The 16,320-nt window shown below is 41.5% G+C and carries 11 protein-coding genes and 1 tRNA gene; 5 read left to right on the forward strand and 7 right to left on the reverse strand.

Translation table 11 applies throughout. The features are described 5' to 3' along the window. Positions 1 to 94: 94 nt before the first annotated feature. Positions 95 to 3,007 carry a glycosyl hydrolase 115 family protein gene (locus GO816_RS12620; RefSeq protein WP_157542287.1) on the reverse strand — a complete coding sequence of 971 codons (2,913 nt, stop codon included), beginning with the start codon at positions 3,005 to 3,007 and terminating at the stop codon, positions 95 to 97. A gap of 187 nt (positions 3,008 to 3,194) precedes the next feature. Between GO816_RS12620 and GO816_RS12625 the strand changes: the two genes are divergently transcribed. From GO816_RS12625 to GO816_RS12635, 3 genes are read left to right on the forward strand one after another with little or no spacing between them, the layout of a single operon-like run. Then, positions 3,195 to 4,706, forward strand: coding sequence for an ankyrin repeat domain-containing protein (locus tag GO816_RS12625; RefSeq protein ID WP_157542288.1), 1,512 nt, complete (start codon positions 3,195 to 3,197; stop codon positions 4,704 to 4,706). 4 nt (positions 4,707 to 4,710) lie between these two features. Continuing rightward, positions 4,711 to 5,193: a DUF2271 domain-containing protein gene (locus tag GO816_RS12630; protein WP_157542289.1), complete on the forward strand. Its 483-nt coding sequence runs from the start codon at positions 4,711 to 4,713 to the stop codon at positions 5,191 to 5,193. Positions 5,194 to 5,207: 14 nt separating this feature from the next. Then, complete coding sequence (locus tag GO816_RS12635; RefSeq protein WP_157542290.1) at positions 5,208 to 7,403, forward strand: PepSY domain-containing protein; 2,196 nt, start codon at positions 5,208 to 5,210, stop codon at positions 7,401 to 7,403. Positions 7,404 to 7,412: 9 nt separating this feature from the next. Here GO816_RS12635 and GO816_RS12640 read toward each other — a convergent pair whose 3' ends face one another. Then, positions 7,413 to 8,315: an FAD:protein FMN transferase gene (locus tag GO816_RS12640; RefSeq protein WP_157542326.1), complete on the reverse strand. Its 903-nt coding sequence runs from the start codon at positions 8,313 to 8,315 to the stop codon at positions 7,413 to 7,415. A 183-nt stretch (positions 8,316 to 8,498) separates the two neighbouring features. After that, on the reverse strand, positions 8,499 to 9,746 hold the full coding sequence (locus GO816_RS12645; RefSeq protein WP_157542291.1) for a tagaturonate epimerase family protein: 1,248 nt from the start codon (positions 9,744 to 9,746) through the stop codon (positions 8,499 to 8,501). Positions 9,747 to 9,959: 213 nt separating this feature from the next. Here GO816_RS12645 and GO816_RS12650 point away from each other — a divergent pair, with 213 nt between their 5' ends. Beyond that, positions 9,960 to 11,009, forward strand: a complete 1,050-nt coding sequence (locus tag GO816_RS12650; protein WP_157542292.1) for a glycoside hydrolase family 130 protein — start codon at positions 9,960 to 9,962, stop codon at positions 11,007 to 11,009. Here the strand turns inward: GO816_RS12650 and GO816_RS12655 are convergent. The 3 genes from GO816_RS12655 to GO816_RS12665 form a co-directional block, all read right to left on the reverse strand. Next, on the reverse strand, positions 11,006 to 12,454 hold the full coding sequence (locus GO816_RS12655; protein ID WP_157542293.1) for a phytoene desaturase family protein: 1,449 nt from the start codon (positions 12,452 to 12,454) through the stop codon (positions 11,006 to 11,008). The genes GO816_RS12650 and GO816_RS12655 overlap by 4 nt on opposite strands. Positions 12,455 to 12,562: 108 nt before the next feature. Then, positions 12,563 to 12,634, reverse strand: a tRNA-Cys gene (locus tag GO816_RS12660). A 9-nt stretch (positions 12,635 to 12,643) separates the two neighbouring features. Next, positions 12,644 to 13,252 carry a redoxin domain-containing protein gene (locus GO816_RS12665; protein ID WP_157542294.1) on the reverse strand — a complete coding sequence of 203 codons (609 nt, stop codon included), beginning with the start codon at positions 13,250 to 13,252 and terminating at the stop codon, positions 12,644 to 12,646. Positions 13,253 to 13,538: 286 nt separating this feature from the next. On the opposite strand from GO816_RS12665, the gene GO816_RS12670 reads away from it, so the two are divergent. Then, positions 13,539 to 15,224, forward strand: a complete 1,686-nt coding sequence (locus GO816_RS12670) for a glycoside hydrolase family 43 protein (RefSeq protein ID WP_157542295.1) — start codon at positions 13,539 to 13,541, stop codon at positions 15,222 to 15,224. Between the two features lie 93 nt (positions 15,225 to 15,317). On the opposite strand, the gene GO816_RS12675 is transcribed toward GO816_RS12670, so the two are convergent. Beyond that, complete coding sequence (locus GO816_RS12675) at positions 15,318 to 16,292, reverse strand: purple acid phosphatase family protein (RefSeq protein WP_157542296.1); 975 nt, start codon at positions 16,290 to 16,292, stop codon at positions 15,318 to 15,320. Positions 16,293 to 16,320: the final 28 nt, after the last annotated feature.

The raw sequence follows: 16,320 nt of genomic DNA on the forward strand, positions 1-16,320 counted from the left end.
CTTTGAGCAAAGACTGACAAGAATAGCTTAACAGACCTGCATAATAGTCTAATCAACATCGCTAGCCTTTGACAAGCCCAACGCACTTACGTTGCTACTTATCAAACTTTTGAATCACCTTTACAGGAAAAGATCCATAAGGTACCGCAACGTTATTAAGGTTTATAAATATCCTGTCGAGAATTACGCCAGGGTCAACCTGGTAAATGGTAAGCGAATGCATTCCCGCTTTTAGATCTTTTACATTGACTGTTCGTACTGCGGAGTTGCTTAATACGTTTTCTTTCCATTCATTACTCCTGCCTACCGTTTTAAAATTTACAATTTTGAGTGGCCCGCCATCAATGCTTACAGCATAACGCATTTCAAATAATTGATTTAGTGGAGATGTTGGAAGCGTATAAATACTGAAAGCGGCATCTGCATGTTTTAATGTGCAAAATGAATAGGTTACGCTTGCCTGCTTACCACGTATTGCGGCGGTATCGGTTAAATCAAAGTCAGGCTCAGTCAATAACGGAAGGGCTTGCAGGCAGCCGCCCGCTGAACCTAAGTTTACTATCCTTTGCCACGAGTACTGCCCTCTGTTATTTATTTTTGCACGGCCGCTGGAAGCATTGATCATTATTTGGCCTGCCGATTCTACAGGCCCATCAAACGTGGTAAGTTTATTACTTTCAAACGCTTCTAATTCAACGTTTACCTTAATATTCTTCATACCGTAGTTAATATTAACATAACCCGAGCGCGTACCTGGCGGTACCTTTTCCCAGTTAACGCGTACAGTTAAACGTTGCTGGCTTTTTAGCATACCAGTTGAAAGACTCACCACGTTTTGATCTACAACAATCCATTTTGCAGACGGCTTTATGGAAAGCTTAACAGATTTGCTTTGCCCCAAGGCAACATCTATAAAATACCGTTGGCGATTATATTTATCAAATATGGGCAAGGTCAACTTACTATTTTCAACAGGTGGCTGACCTGCCTTATAACCTTCCACATAAACGTTCCATTGTTGACTCGCCGCCGGAGCTGACATGTTAAAGTGAGGTAAATTAAATACCGGTAAGCTGCGAGGCTGCATGGACATCATACCCTTCCATTTTCCTTGAGCAAGTTGATTGTTATAATAATCGGTTTCCTTCATTATTTGCTTATATGCATCTTCTGATAACCTCTTGTAATCACCGGCACTTATGCGTCCTTCAGATGCATATAAAACAGCTTTATCATGATATAAAAACTTTTTGTTCATCAAAGCGGCACCTGTAAGCGGGTATTGAACCAGCTCGTAAAATGCATTCTGCAATCGTTCAGCAATTTCAGTGCGAACCTTCCCTACACGGTTTTGTAAATTTCCATAAGCGTTTATGCGCTGCTGAGCCTGATCGCCATAATTATTGTGGCTATAAGCTGTTAGTTTGGTTTGTGTTGTTGGCTCTGTTTGGCTCCAGCCCATAAACTCAGGCTTGCGCTCAAAAGCCAAATTATAGTATTGCCACATAAGCTGCGATATTTCCATTTGTTGATCCCGCCCAAAGATACCGCCAACCCAATTTTGTAAATGCTCATTTGAATAGCTGCTGCTCATAAACGGTGTTATTTTGTAAGCCATATCGGCAAACAGCTGCAAATTGTACTCGGCGGGCTTAATATCGCCTACATTGACCACCCAAACTGTTCGTGCATTTAAAGTGTAAGCCTTGGTCATTTCCTCGCGCATCAAACCCGGATGTGTGGTTGAAAGCCATAAGTAATCATGCGGACGCCCCCAGTATGATGCATGATAATAAACACCCGAACCGCCTAAGCGCTTACTTTCCTTATTATTACTTAGCCGCTGTATGTAGCCATAATTATCATCAGGCCAAACAAGCGTAACATCTTCAGGAACCTTGAGGCCGGCCTCGTAAATATCAAGTACTTCTTTATAAATGGTAAATACCTGTGGAACTTTTGTAGCATCACGGTTTATGTACTTTTTTAACATGCCCCGCTGATCTGTAAATATTTGTTCAATTAAAGGTATAGCGTCCTTGCTGCTTTTAACCCCCTCCATTCCACTATCATGCACGCCACGCATTCCTAAGGTAAACATAGCATTGTTACCACTGCTTTCCTTAACACGGTCCTCCCAGTATTTATAAACTGTATTTTTATTGGTTACATAATTAAAGTGTCCCATTATCTTTTCGTCCCATTCACCCACGTTATTGCGCAACATTGGCTCAGCGTGAGATGAACCAATCACTATCTGGTAATCTGTTGCAACTTCTTTATTGCCTGGATAAGAATAAAAAGCTTTTGTGCTTGGATGCATGGCTGGCCAGATGAGGTTGGCTTTTAAACGCAGTAATAGTTCAAATACTTTAGCATAGGTTTTAGGGCCAATATTGCCCGTCTCGGGTTCAAATGTTTTTGCTGCCCAAGGCTGTAAACCCCAGTCCTCATCGTTTATAAATATGCCACGGTATTTAACCGAGGGGCTTTGCGAGGTATAATCATCTATATCTACTGTTAAAAACTTCCTTTTCGCAGGCTCTACGTCGGCCCACCAATACCAGGGTGAAACGCCTATTTTTTCTGAAAGACTAAACACACCATAAGCGGTACCCCGCAAATCGCTGCCTGCAATAACCAATGCATTAGTTACGTTTTTCACAGGGTTAGATAAAATTCGCATGCTATAGCGTTCCCATCCGCCTTTAATATTAGTATCAAACCCACCTTTAATGTTGCTGATAAGTGCCGATGTAGTGGTACCGATGATGATTACATTCCCTTTTGCATCTTTCAAATTGGTAAGCACTTGGGGCTGGTATCCGCTAACCCGTTTTATATCGGCAGCTAAAAGGTGCGCAACAATCGAATCGAGTTTACCATCGGCGGTGTATACAATAGAGACCTTTTTGCCGGGTGTTACAATTTCAAATTGTTTAGCACTTAACTTAGTAACAAAAAGTACAAGCGTTGCAAACACTATAAACAGGATTGACTTTTGCATATTGATTTAAATGGGCCTTTAAACATACTAAAGCCCCGTACAAATAGCAATCATAACCCTGCTATACAGGTAACGTTTTCATGGCTTACTTGAAAAAACTTATCAGTAGCAACATACAAGTTTTTATTTAGACTGATTCTTATTAGATTTGCCTTAACATCACTGGTTAGTCTTATCATTCCCTTTAATGAAGAAATTATTTTTTGCTACGCTCGCATCGTTAGTATCCCTGGCAACACAGGCACAAAACAACGCTTTATTGAATGCCCCGTTTTGGCAAACCGAAACAAGCATTGAACAAGTCAAGGCCGAAATATCAAAAGGTGCAAACCCCGCTCAGCTTAACGCCAATAGCTTTGATGCTGTAGTAATGGCAATTAATGCAAAGGCACCAAATGAGACTATAAAATATCTTATTGATCAGCCCGGTAATGATGTTAACAAGCTTACTCATGATGGACGCATATATTTACATTGGGCGGCTATGCGTGGCAATGATGAAATAATGGCTTACGTATTAAACAAAGGAGCAAAAGTTGATTTAGTTGACAGTCACGGAAGCACCCCTCTTCTTTTTGCAGCATCCGCAGGGCAGCCCAATACTAAAGTTTATGATGTGCTGTTAGCTAACGGAGACAATTTTAAAAAGAATGTGAACGCCGCTGGTGCAAACGCCCTGTTATTGGCCATTGCCAATGATAAAGACTTAGCGCTAACTAATTACTTTATATCAAAAGGTATTGACCTTAAAACTACTGATGCTGCAGGCAACAATGCCTTTGACTATGCCGTACGTAGCGGAAACATCGAGTTGCTGAAAAGTTTACAGCAAAAAGGTTTAAAACCCGGCCCTAACGCTATGTTGCAGGCGGCTCAAGCAGGTGGCGGTCGCAGAGGCGCACCAGCCCCCCCTACTCCATTGTCTTACTACCAGTATTTAGAAAGTCTTGGGGTTAAAGCATCAGCAAGTGCAAAAACAGGCGAAAATGCTTTGCATTTCCTTGCACGCCGCCCTGGCCATGCCGAAACTATAGCCTACTTTATGAGCAAAGGTGCAAACGTAAATCAAGCCGACGAAGAAGGTAACACCCCATTGATGTATGCAGCTGCGATTAATCGGGATACTGCCGTTTTAGCTGCATTGCTTAAAGGTGTTAAAAATTTAAATCAAGGTAACGCTAAAGGTGAAACTGCTTTAACTATGGCCGTACGCAGCAATTCGCCCCAAACCATTAACTACTTGATTGCTAAAGGTGCAGACGTAAACGTGATGGATAAAAAAGGCAATAACCTGGCCTACTACCTTATGGAATCCTACCGTCCGCAACGCGGTGCCGGCTCAGCTGCTGGTGACGAATTCGGCACCAAATTATCTCTGTTAATAGAAAAAGGCATTAACGTAACAGCTCCGCAAAAAGATGGCAATACCCTATATCACCTTGCTGTTATCAAAAATGATATAGGTTTACTAAGACGTTTACAGCCACTGGGTATTGATATTAACGCAAAAAATGCTGACGGACTTACTGCATTGCACCGCTCGGCCATGATAGCTAAGGACGATGCCATGATGAAATTCCTTATTTCGGCAGGTGCAAAAAAAGATGCAGTTACAAATTTCAAAGAAACTGCCTATGACCTAGCTGCCGAAAATGAATCACTTACCAAAAATAATGTATCTGTTACCTTCCTAAAATAATAATATGCCTCGCTTTTTTAAACTCTTCTGTCTTTTTGCTGCCTTGTTCATGATTGGCCAAGCTGCATCGGCTCAAACTAATAAATACAAATGCATGGTGCAGATGTCGAATTATATGGGCGACGGTGCATATGTAGTTATTTCGCTTATAAACAGTAAAGGTGCTTACGAAAAAACGCTGTATGTATTAGGGTCCGATAAGAAATGGTACAATAGCTTAAAGGAATGGCATAAGTTTTATAAAGCCAAACCAACAAACATTAATGCCATAACAGGTGCATCGGTAACCGGCGGCGACCGCAGTGTGAATGTAATTGAACTTGAACAATCAAAAATAAATGCAGGATACAAAATACGTTTTGAAAGCGCTGTTGAAGATAAAAAATACAATGTAAGTGACGTAGAAGTTCCGCTTACAACTGAAGGACTATCAGCAAAAACCGAAGGTACCGGTTATATCCGTCACGTACGTTTTAGCGCCAACTAAGGCATTTACACCGCATGACAATTTCAATTTGGAGATATAGCCACTTAGCCCTGGCTGTATCTTCTTTTTTATTGCTTACACTTCTATCAATAACCGGCATTATATTGGCATTTGAGCCAATTAGCCAGAAAACACAGCCATTTGGCGTTAATGGTTTCAGCCAAATTACGCTTGCAAAATCACTTCCTGCCTTACGCAAAGCTTACCCCGACATTAGCGAACTTACAGTTGATGCCAACCAATTTGTCAAAATAAAAGCAACCGACACCAACGGTAAAAATCTTGATGCCTTTGTTGATCCGCTTTCCGGCAAAGTGTTGGGCACTACCCCAAAGGAGAACGATTTATTTGAAACTGTAAGATCACTGCACCGCTCATTGTTTTTGCATGAAGTTGGGCGGGCAATTATTGGTGTTACGGCATTTTTGCTTATGCTTATAACTACATCGGGCATTGCATTAATCATTCAGCGGCAGCGTGGAATTAGGCACTTTTTTAAACGCATTGTGCGCGATAGCTTTGCTCAGTATTATCATGTAGTTTTAGGTCGTTTGTCACTCATCCCTATACTCATTATAGCCATTAGTGGCACTTATTTATCATTAGCGCGGTTTGATATATTCGATATTAAAAAGAATAGCATTAAGGTTGATTTTGACAACATCAAATCGACACCGGTACGTAAAGCAACCGAAATAAGTGTTTTTAAGAACACCAAATTGTCAGAGGTTGAAAGCGTTGAATTTCCGTTTTCTGAAGATGTAGAAGATTATTATACCATTAAGCTTAAAGACCGCGAAATTGCTGTAAACCAAATAACCGGCGACATTTTGAGCGAAGTGGTATATCCAAAAGCAGTAGTGTACTCAAATCTGAGTCTTGATTTGCATACCGGCCGAACCAGCATAGTGTGGGCGCTTGTGCTGGCTGTTGCAGCGGCAAACATTCTATTCTTTATTTACTCGGGCTTTGCCATAACATTGAAACGCCGGGCTAACCGGGTTGATAATAAGTTTAAAGCCAATGAAAGCAACGTTATTATACTTATTGGTTCTGAAAACGGCAGCACATACCGCTTTGCAAAAGCAGTACACCAACAATTATTAAAGCAAGGACAGCGATCATTTATTACCGAGCTTAACAATTACACCATCTTTCCAAAAGCCGAACATCTCATAATTATTACCGCAACTTATGGCCTGGGCAATGCGCCAACTAACGCTGCTAAATTTTTCAACCTGCTTAAAAAGTATCCGCAGGGACAAAACATAAACTATTCAGTATTAGGTTTTGGCTCACATGCTTACCCTGATTTTTGCCAGTTTGCATTTGAGATTAACAACTTCCTTTCGCAACAAACCTGGGCCAAACCACTGATCGACGTTCATACGGTAAATGACCGCTCGCCACAGGAGTTTGAGCTTTGGGCCGAAGCGTGGTCACAGCAGTCAGGCCTCATTATTGAAGCCTCGGCTGATTTAAAAATGCCCCAAAAGCACAAATTAAAATCATTTACAGTAAGTTCAAATACAGCAACGGGAACGGAGGATGGCGCATTTTCCGTACGCTTAAAAACCAAGCGTCTACAAAAAGTTACTTCGGGCGATTTGCTGGCTATCTATCCTGCAAATGATAACCGCGAAAGGCTATATTCAATTGGTGTGATTGATAATGAAATTCAACTTAGCGTGCGCTTACATGAACATGGGCTTGGTTCGGGCTTTTTACACCGCTTAACGGTTGGACAAAAAATGCAAGCACGCATTGTATATAATAAACACTTTCATTTTCCGGCCAAATCACCCGAGGTGGTTATGATATCTAATGGTACGGGCATAGCGCCATTTTTAGGAATGATAAACCAAAATAAGGCAAACGTTCCGTGTCATTTATATTGTGGATTCCGTCATAGCCATTCGGTTGATAATTACAAAGCTGTATTAAACCAAGGCAAAGCTGCCGGTAAACTTCAGCACTTGCGTGTTGCCCTTTCGCGCGAGGGGAACAAACAGTATGTAAGTGATTTGATAGCCCGCGATCCCGATTTTATGGTGAATGTATTAAGCACTAAAGGCACTATTATGATATGTGGCTCATTAGCAATGCAAAGAGATGTGATGGATGTGCTAGAGGGTATTTGTAAAACTAAAACGGGTAAAGGCATTAGCTATTACCAATCACATAATCAAATACTTACCGACTGTTACTAACAGCCTTTATTATAGTTTGAATTTACTCACATCAATATTTGGGGAAGAAAGTACCTTGCCATCGTCGGTAATCATAATGCTACTATATTGCGGGAATTGTCTGAGTAGTTTTAATCCTTTTTCGCGCCCCAATACCATAATAGAGGTGCTGAAACCGTTGGCTATCTCGGCACTCGGGCCGAATACGGTTACACTGCATAGTCCGGTAACTGGGTACCCGGTAGCCGGGTTTATGATATGTGCATAGCGTTTACCGTTAAACAATACAAATTTTTCGTAACTGCCTGATGTTACTACTGCACCCTGCTTTAGTGGTACAATTGCAAAAATAGAATCTTTACGCATAGGGTTAGTGATGCCTATAGCCCAATCGTCTCCGTTAGGCTGTTTACCCCAGGTATTCATATCGCCCGACCCGTTTACAATACCTGCCTTTATTCCTCGTTCTAGCATTAAGCTTCGGCAGCGGTCGGCAGCGTAACCCTCTCCTAATGCACCAAAGCCAATTTTCATACCTCTCTTCTTTAAGAAAATTGTGGACCTCTTAGCGTTTAGCATTACATTGCCATAGCCCACGTTTTCTACTGATTTCCTCACCGCTTTGGGTGATGGCATTTGTGTCATGGTGCCATCAAACTTCCAAATTTTGTCCATTGCGGCAAAACTTATATCAAAAGCACCGTTGGTAATTTTTGAAAGGTGTAAAGCACGTTGGGCCAGCCTAAAAACTTCAGGACTTACCTTAACTGCTTTTATACCAGCGTTGCTGTTCACCTGGCCAATCTGCGTTTCGGCTTTCCAGTCTGATATGAGGTTTTCTATGCGGGTTATTTCAGCTATGCAGGTGTCAATGTTTTGCTCGGCGGTGAGTGAGTCATTCGCAACAATACTTATATCAAACCTTCCCCCCATTAACATAGTTGTACGCTTGCGTAAAACCTGAGCATGGCAAGTAAATGTTGTAAAACACAATAGTATGATGCAGATTCTGTAAATTGATATCGATGTTTTAAGCATAGATCATTCACCGTATAAAGCAAAAAAGACATGCAGCTTTAATAACTGCATGTCTTTCAAAAATATAATTTATTAATATTAGCTTAAAAATAGTGGCACAATGTGACGCTCGTAAAGATTAAGCGTTACGTTGGCGGCAACAATATCTTTGTACTTTTTAAGGGCAGCATAGTAACGGTCACCATTCTCACCCGCAACTTTGTAAGCCACGTGAAGCATCTGACGAAAATCAGGATTGAAATCTGGATGCTTTTGGTCATGACGTAAACTGTTAGCAAATTTGTCGCCGCTCCAACCCTGTACTTCTTCGGCAGTTGGTAATCGGCTCTCTTGCACGTCAATAACGGTAGCATAAGGCACACAAAGCTCATCAAAACGACCTAATGCATTGATGTAAATTTCTATAGCCAATTCTAAAGCCTCATTACCCGCCTCGGCAAGGCCTATCATCTCTTCTAACCAGGTAGTACCCGCAGTTTTAAGGTGAATGCCGGTATCATGCTTTTTAATTAGTTCAGCAATTGGTGCATAAATTGAAAATTTGTCACTACCTGAGTGAACGCTTAATTTCAGGTTTTCAGGTAAGCCAAATTCTTTGATAGCTTCTCTTATAACCAATATATCTTCTTCAAACTCTTTAGCAAACTGTTGAAGGTTGCCTACGTAGTCAACGCCTTTATTAAACCGACCTGTAAACTTCGGTGCAATGGTTTGTGCTTTAATATCGTTATCGGCTAGTGCACTTAGTATAAAGAATAACTCAACCGGGGTTTGCGGATCATTAACCTCATCCATTGATACTTCGGCAATAAAATTATCCTCACCTTTACCGGCAGCAATATGCTTGTATAATTTACCAGCTTCTATAGCAGCCAAAAGAAATTTACCAGCAATTTCGCGAAGCATGTCCTCAGTAATTTCAAACTGTTCAGCAATACCTGGTATTGACAGGCTGCCAACATACTTTTTACGGCGCTCAACAAAAGCTTCAATCTCAGCGTCAGGAGCAGCTTTACCAATATAATCGGCAACATCTAAAGTAAAAAAGTCAGAGCTGGCAATAAAACCATCAACGGTTGCCAAGGTAATATGATCGGCGTCAACACGGTAAGAATCGGTCCAACCTAATGCTGCTACAGCTGCATCAGCTTCGGCGCGTAGTTCGGCAGGCTCGGTTTTAACAGTTTTGTGCTCGCGGTTTGATTTGTTCCAGATTGGGGTAATGTTTACGCCCTGCTCTTTAGCCTTCATAACTGCTTTCAGTTGTGCTTCGCCCTGATGAGCAAAGCGGTCGCCCATGCCAAATGAGAATTTCTCTAACTTCATAGATTTAGTGTATGTTCGATTTTACGATAATGGGAATAAATATAGAAAACCGTTATTAATAAAGCAGGCTAAATGCGTCAATCCTCTGATTTATTTTTTGAAGTTCATCCTACCACTGTATTAATTGTATGGAATGATTAATTATAGTTCAAGAAAATCAACAATTTCACAGCCTTGTGGTTAACTAATAGTATAATAAGAAACTTTACAGCAATGCCAGATATAGCTAAACGTTTTGATCAAAATCCATTGTTAGCTCCCAAAGACTTACCCGCCAGTGGCCAAGGTTTGCAGGTTGCCTGTTTACTTAATCCAGGCGTGTTTAGGTTTGATGGTAAAATATGGCTATTGGTACGGGTAGCCGAGCGGCCTCAGCAAAGCGAGGTTCATGTATCGTTCCCGGTGCTTACCGATGATGGGGGCATAGAAATAATGGAAATTGAACTGAACGATGCCGACCTGATTGCTACTGACGCACGCGTTATTCGATACAAGGGCATTGATTACCTTACAACGCTGTCACACCTGCGCCTTCTGTGCAGCGATGACGGCATAAACTTTTACGAGCCTGAGGGCTACCCTAAGCTGTTTGGGCAGGGATACCTGCAAACGTTTGGTATTGAAGATTGCCGGGTTAGCTTGGTTGAAGGCGAATATCACCTGACTTTTACTGCAGTATCATCAAACGGTGTAGCCGTTGCGCTGCGCAAAACAACCAACTGGAAAAACTTTACCTCGCATGGCCTAATTATGCCTCCGCACAATAAGGATTGCGCCATATTTGAGGAGAAAATTAACGGCAAGTATTATGCCTTACACAGACCGAGCAGCGTTGACCTGGGTGGTAATTTTATATGGATTGCCGAGTCGCCTGATGGTATACATTGGGGCAACCATAAATGTATTTTGAAAACACGTGCCGGATATTGGGATAGCGGCCGCGTTGGCGGTGGTGCTGCACCTATTAAAACTGAAAAGGGCTGGCTGGAGATTTATCATGGCGCTACCAAAGAACATAGATATTGTCTTGGAGCGGTTTTGTTGGATTTGGAAGATCCATCGAAAGTACTGGCGCGGAGCGAAGATCCGATAATGGAACCATTGGAAGAATATGAAACCAGCGGTTTTTTTGGACATGTAGTTTTTACTAACGGCCATATAATTGATGGCGACCAACTAACCATATATTACGGTGCGGCTGATGAATTTGTATGTGGCGCTCACTTTTCCATTAGCGAGATATTACAGTCTTTAGGTTACTAAATACGTTGAATACGTATGTTAAATATGTCTTTGAGTGCTCGTTTTGCGGCGTAGTAACCGCACATACCATGCACACCGCCACCGGGTGGTGTTGATGATGAACAGATATACAAACCTTTAGCCGATGTTCGGTATGGCGAAAAACGCAGTGCCGGGCGGGTGAATAATTGCGTCAGATCCAGCCTCCCTCCGTTAATGTCTCCACCAATATAATTTGCATTATACTCCTGCATTTGTACTGCATTCATGGTATGTCTGCCTATTATTCTTTCTTTAAACCCCGGAGCAAAACGTTCAACCTGGCTTTCAATAATGTCTGTCATGTTTTTGGTAGAGCCATTTGGCACGTGGCAATATGCCCAACCAGTATGTTTGCCCGATGGAGCGCGGCTTTCATCAAATAAGCTTTGCTGAGCCAGCAAAACATAAGGTTTATCAGTATATTGGCCCTTAGCCGAAGCTTGTTCCGCCGCTATTATTTCGGCAGCCGTACCGCCTAAATGTATCGTGCCGGCATTTAGGCAATTTGATGCTGTAAAAGGTATAGGAGCATCCAATGCCCAATCTATTTTAAATACACCATCGCCGTAGCGGTATTTTTCCAGCTGCCATTTATATAGGCTTGAAAAACGGTGCCCGGCAATTTGAAGCATTTGCTGAGGCGTTACGTCAAATAAAACAGCGTTTGCAGACGGAAGCTGCTTCAAACTGGTAACGTAGAAATTAGTTTGTATTTCACCGCCAAGGCTACAAAAGTAAGCGGCCATCGCGTTAGCTATTGACTGTGAACCGCCTTGCGGTGTTGCCCAACCACCAGTATGACCGGTAAGTAATAATACTAATGCTACAGCAGCAGTAGCCGGGTTTTGTAAAGGTTGAATTGCGTGAGCGGCCATACCGGCAATAAGCCCCTGCCCAAGCATGGTGTTAAATTTATTGATAAGCATTGTTGCCGACTGCAAACCAATTAGCCCGAATTCAGCCATTTTGAATGGATGATTTGGCAGTTTTAAAGGGCCTAGAACGTCAGATGCTATTAATGGCCAGCTATTGACTAATGACGAGATTAAAGCTTTGTAAGTCTGCTCATCACCTTCAAGTAAAGCGGCAGTTTCTTCAACGGAACGTTTGAGCACGGCGCAAGTTCCGTCATCAAAAGGATGCGCAGCGTCTATATCCGGCATTACGTAATTTAAACCGAAGTTATGAAGGGGAAGAGTTTTAAGAAATGGTGATTTAAATGCCAGCGGATGTATTGCTGAACAGATATCGTGCTTAAAACCCGGCAATGTTAATTCTGCAGTGCGTAGCCCGCCGCCAACGGTACTTTTTGCTTCTACAATAAGTACCTTAAGTCCTTGTTGTTGCATTAAAATTGCAGCCGCAAGACCATTAGGGCCTGCGCCAACAATTACTGCATCATAATCATATTTATTCAGCTTCATTAGCTCCTTTGGCAAGAACGGCTTGTTCTTAAGCTAAGCTAACTAAAACATCTCAAATATGTTTAGCCTATTGATTGAAAGCCGCTATTAAGCAAATGGATATATTTGAGGCGTGAGGACGGATTCGAACCGCCGTACAAGGTTTTGCAGACCCCTACCTAACCACTCGGCCACTCCGCCATTTGATCATTACGCCGAACGTTTTCCCGCCAGATAATTATTGGAACGATACACAGCATCAACCACTTCATTTACCGGAATTGTGTTACTGATGTTTTCATTTGGATAGCTAAAAGCTACTTTAAAATCATGATCAGTTACATAAGTGGCCGGAAGTGGAATATTTACATCAATACCGCCGTAAAAATTCCAGGTTGGGCTATGCTCAGAAAACACGCCAAATAAACCGGCAATGGTAGCATTTGCATCTGAATGTATAGGTAACGATATATTGTGCATCCACAGTAATTGCTGTAACGCATCTTCATCTCCATCAGCATCAACCACTACAATTTTTCCGTCGTAAAATTTAGTTTCATTTCTTATAGTATTCAGCTGTTTTAGGTGCTCCAGCCCAACATTGCCCCAATGCTTAGAATAAAAATAAACTACTAATACCTTGCTTAATTTTGGCAATGCCTTAGCATTACTAAAATTACTTAAAGCGCCAATCACAGTCACCGGCAAACCATGCTTAACACTTTCGCCTGTTTTTACAGGTTTAAGTTTTTGATATTTATTAGTGTTATACTCCAACTCAGGAGTAATCTCAAGTATATCAAATTGAGGATAGTCCATATGAAAAAAAGAAAATTTGGGTTAATAAAATTTGAAAAACGCCGAGGGCACAAAACTACAAGCACTTACAACAACAACAGCGATTGCTGGTGATGTTGCTAAAAAGGTATGCTGTGCTCTTTTGCGTCATGATTTTAATGCGTTCAGATTGCTTAGATAAAACAAATATATACAAAGTCTATATAACTAGTAGATTTAATTTAAATTTTATTTTAATCGTGAATAACTTTAATGTAATTACCTTACAGCAACCTAAAATTATAAGCCGGAGCGGCTTTTTTATACCATGTTAAGCTATTACCATTTCAATAAAGCATTTATTGTTTTTCTGATTTTAGTTCATTGTGTACCCAGGAACACAAATGCTCAGCAAAAATCAGCACCCTTAAGTAAGGAATTACCCTACCACTCGAAAGTTTGGGCACCCGACTTAAACAACGGTTATTATAAAAACCCAATTATAAACGCCGATTATTCAGACCCGGATGTAGTACGGGTTGGAAATGATTTTTACATGGTTAGCTCGAGCTTTGAAGACATACCGGGGTTGCCCATACTCCATTCAACTGATCTTGTAAACTGGAAAATAATAGGTCATGCCCTACAAAAACAATATCCTGTCGATCATTTCAATCTTCCCCGTCACGGTGACGGCGTTTGGGCTCCATCTATCAGGTATTACCATAAAGAGTTTTACTTATACTACCCCGATCCTGATTTTGGGATTTACCTAACTAAAGCAACTAACGCTGCTGGCCCTTGGAGCAAGCCGGTGCTTGTTATGGGAGGCAAAGGACTTATTGACCCCTGCCCTCTTATGGATGATGATGGCTCAATGTATCTGGTGCATGGTTTTGCGGGGAGCCGCGCGGGTATAAAAAGTATAATTGCCGTAAACAAACTGAATAAAAATGGTGACAAGGTACTTGACGAAGGGGTGATTGTGTACGACGGGCACGAAACTGACCCAACAATTGAAGGCCCTAAATTTTACAAACAAAACGGCTTTTATTACATATTTGCCCCGGCCGGGGGTGTTTCAACCGGTTGGCAGGTGGTGTTGCGTTCCAAAAACATTTACGGTCCTTATGAACGCAAAGTAGTAATGGATCAGGGTAAAAGTTCAGTGAACGGTCCGCATCAGGGCGCATGGGTAAACACCGCGTTGGGAGAAGACTGGTTTATTCACTTTCAAGACAAAGATGCTTACGGCCGGGTAGTACACTTACAACCCATGACGTGGAAAAATAACTGGCCGGTGATAGGCTCCGACGTAGATGGCGATGGCAAAGGGGAACCAGTTTACCAATATAGAAAACCTAAAATCAACATTGCATCAGTCATTGAAAATCCGGTTGAAAGTGACGAGTTTAACAATAATGTGCTAGGGTTACAATGGCAATGGGTGGCTAACAACAAAGCGCATTGGAATTATTTGCATCCGGCTAAAGGAGTGCTTAGGTTATACAGTGTACAGGCACCTGAAGGAGCTAAAAACTTGTGGGATATTCCGAACATGCTATCTCAAAAATTCCCTGCTGATGAGTTTACAGCAACCACCAAACTGGAATTTAAGCCAAATATTAAATTAGACGGTGAAAAAGTCGGACTAGCTATAATGGGCTTAAGTTACGCCAACATTGGTATAATACATAAAAAGGATGGAGATTACTTATATTACGGCGTATGCAAAGACGCAGATAAAGGTGAATTGGAAGATATAAAGATAATAACCAAGCTGGAATCGTCGAGCGTATATCTGCGTGTAATGGTGGCGAAAGATGCCATGTGCAGGTTTAGCTACAGCACTGATGGTTCAATATTTAAAGTAACTGGTGATGAATTTAAAGCTACGCCTGGCAAATGGAAAGGCGCCAAGCTTGGCTTATTTTGCACCCGTTCTACACAAATTAACGACTCAGGGTATGCTGATTTTGATTGGTTTCGCATAACGGCTTTTGATAAAAATTAATTACAAAAAAGGGCTCACAAAAATGAGCCCTTTCATTACTACGATAACACCTGGCAATTAAATGCCAGCAACACTATGTTAATTAAACGTAGTTTATTTGCTTAACTGTGTGTTGTACAAAATTTTTCCGCTTACGCTCACCACCTTTACGTTCAAACGCTTGTCGTCTACCGAAAAATACATAAACCCATTTTCAGAGGCACCAAACTTACTATACTCAATTCCAGGTGTAATATAGGTTAGCTCTGAACCTGCACCTGAAATAAACTGGTGGGTAAATCCTTCGGGCTTTAAATGTTGTACTGAATGCTCATGGCCAGATAAGTAAACATCTACCTTGTGCTTTTCCAATAATGGTTTTAATGCTTTTCTAATAGCAAGTGTATCATAATTACTTACCCTTGGTCCTGCGGTGTGCGTTGGATGATGACCCACAACTATTTTCCACTTTACATCGGCTGATGCTTTTTTCAAGGTTTCATCTATCCAGGCAAGTTGCTTTTCCGGATGCTGATCTTCGTGGTTTTGAACAATGGCCTGACTGTCAATCATTAAAAAAAGCACTTTGCCTTTGTCTTTTCCCAATGCCACCTCTTTACTGTAATAACGGGCTGGCATGTTCCACCTGCGGCTAATTTTGCTGTAGCGTATCTGAGCATCAGGATCTGAGTAATAATCATGGTTACCTAAAATCGCAAACCAATCGGCCTGTAAAGAGTGTGCGGTATATACATTTTCAAATGAGTAATGCCACAGCGGATCCTGCTCACTTACCACTCCTTTCGGATAAAAATTATCTCCTACAGACAATATAAAGTTTATAGGATTATTTTTTGCCCAATCGCCCATTTGTCTTGCTGTTTCCAATTGAAGACATTCACCGTTTCGTCCCCAATCGCCAAGTGCCAAAAAGTTAAGGGTAAATCCATTTGGCTCGGGGCCAGCAGGTGCAAGGTCTTCGCTTTCAAAATGCGTAACCGCATTTTCAGCCAGTGCACTCAACGGAGCGGCAACTGAAGTACCAAGCGCCGTTAGAGCGGTATTTCTAACAAAATCTCTTCGTTTCATTTTAGTTGGTTAATTAGGGTGCAATCAG

Origin of the sequence: Mucilaginibacter aquatilis (assembly GCF_009755275.1) — a bacterium.
Lineage (GTDB): Bacteria > Bacteroidota > Bacteroidia > Sphingobacteriales > Sphingobacteriaceae > Mucilaginibacter > Mucilaginibacter aquatilis.

Coding starts and splice junctions, on each gene's coding strand:
- GO816_RS12620 (WP_157542287.1), bottom strand. CDS start 3,007: ATGCAAAAGTCAATCCTGTTTATAGTGTTTGCAACGCTTGTACTTTTT.
- GO816_RS12625 (WP_157542288.1), top strand. CDS start 3,195: ATGAAGAAATTATTTTTTGCTACGCTCGCATCGTTAGTATCCCTGGCA.
- GO816_RS12630 (WP_157542289.1), top strand. CDS start 4,711: ATGCCTCGCTTTTTTAAACTCTTCTGTCTTTTTGCTGCCTTGTTCATG.
- GO816_RS12635 (WP_157542290.1), top strand. CDS start 5,208: ATGACAATTTCAATTTGGAGATATAGCCACTTAGCCCTGGCTGTATCT.
- GO816_RS12640 (WP_157542326.1), bottom strand. CDS start 8,315: ATGGGGGGAAGGTTTGATATAAGTATTGTTGCGAATGACTCACTCACC.
- GO816_RS12645 (WP_157542291.1), bottom strand. CDS start 9,746: ATGAAGTTAGAGAAATTCTCATTTGGCATGGGCGACCGCTTTGCTCAT.
- GO816_RS12650 (WP_157542292.1), top strand. CDS start 9,960: ATGCCAGATATAGCTAAACGTTTTGATCAAAATCCATTGTTAGCTCCC.
- GO816_RS12655 (WP_157542293.1), bottom strand. CDS start 12,454: ATGAAGCTGAATAAATATGATTATGATGCAGTAATTGTTGGCGCAGGC.
- GO816_RS12665 (WP_157542294.1), bottom strand. CDS start 13,252: ATGGACTATCCTCAATTTGATATACTTGAGATTACTCCTGAGTTGGAG.
- GO816_RS12670 (WP_157542295.1), top strand. CDS start 13,539: ATGTTAAGCTATTACCATTTCAATAAAGCATTTATTGTTTTTCTGATT.
- GO816_RS12675 (WP_157542296.1), bottom strand. CDS start 16,292: ATGAAACGAAGAGATTTTGTTAGAAATACCGCTCTAACGGCGCTTGGT.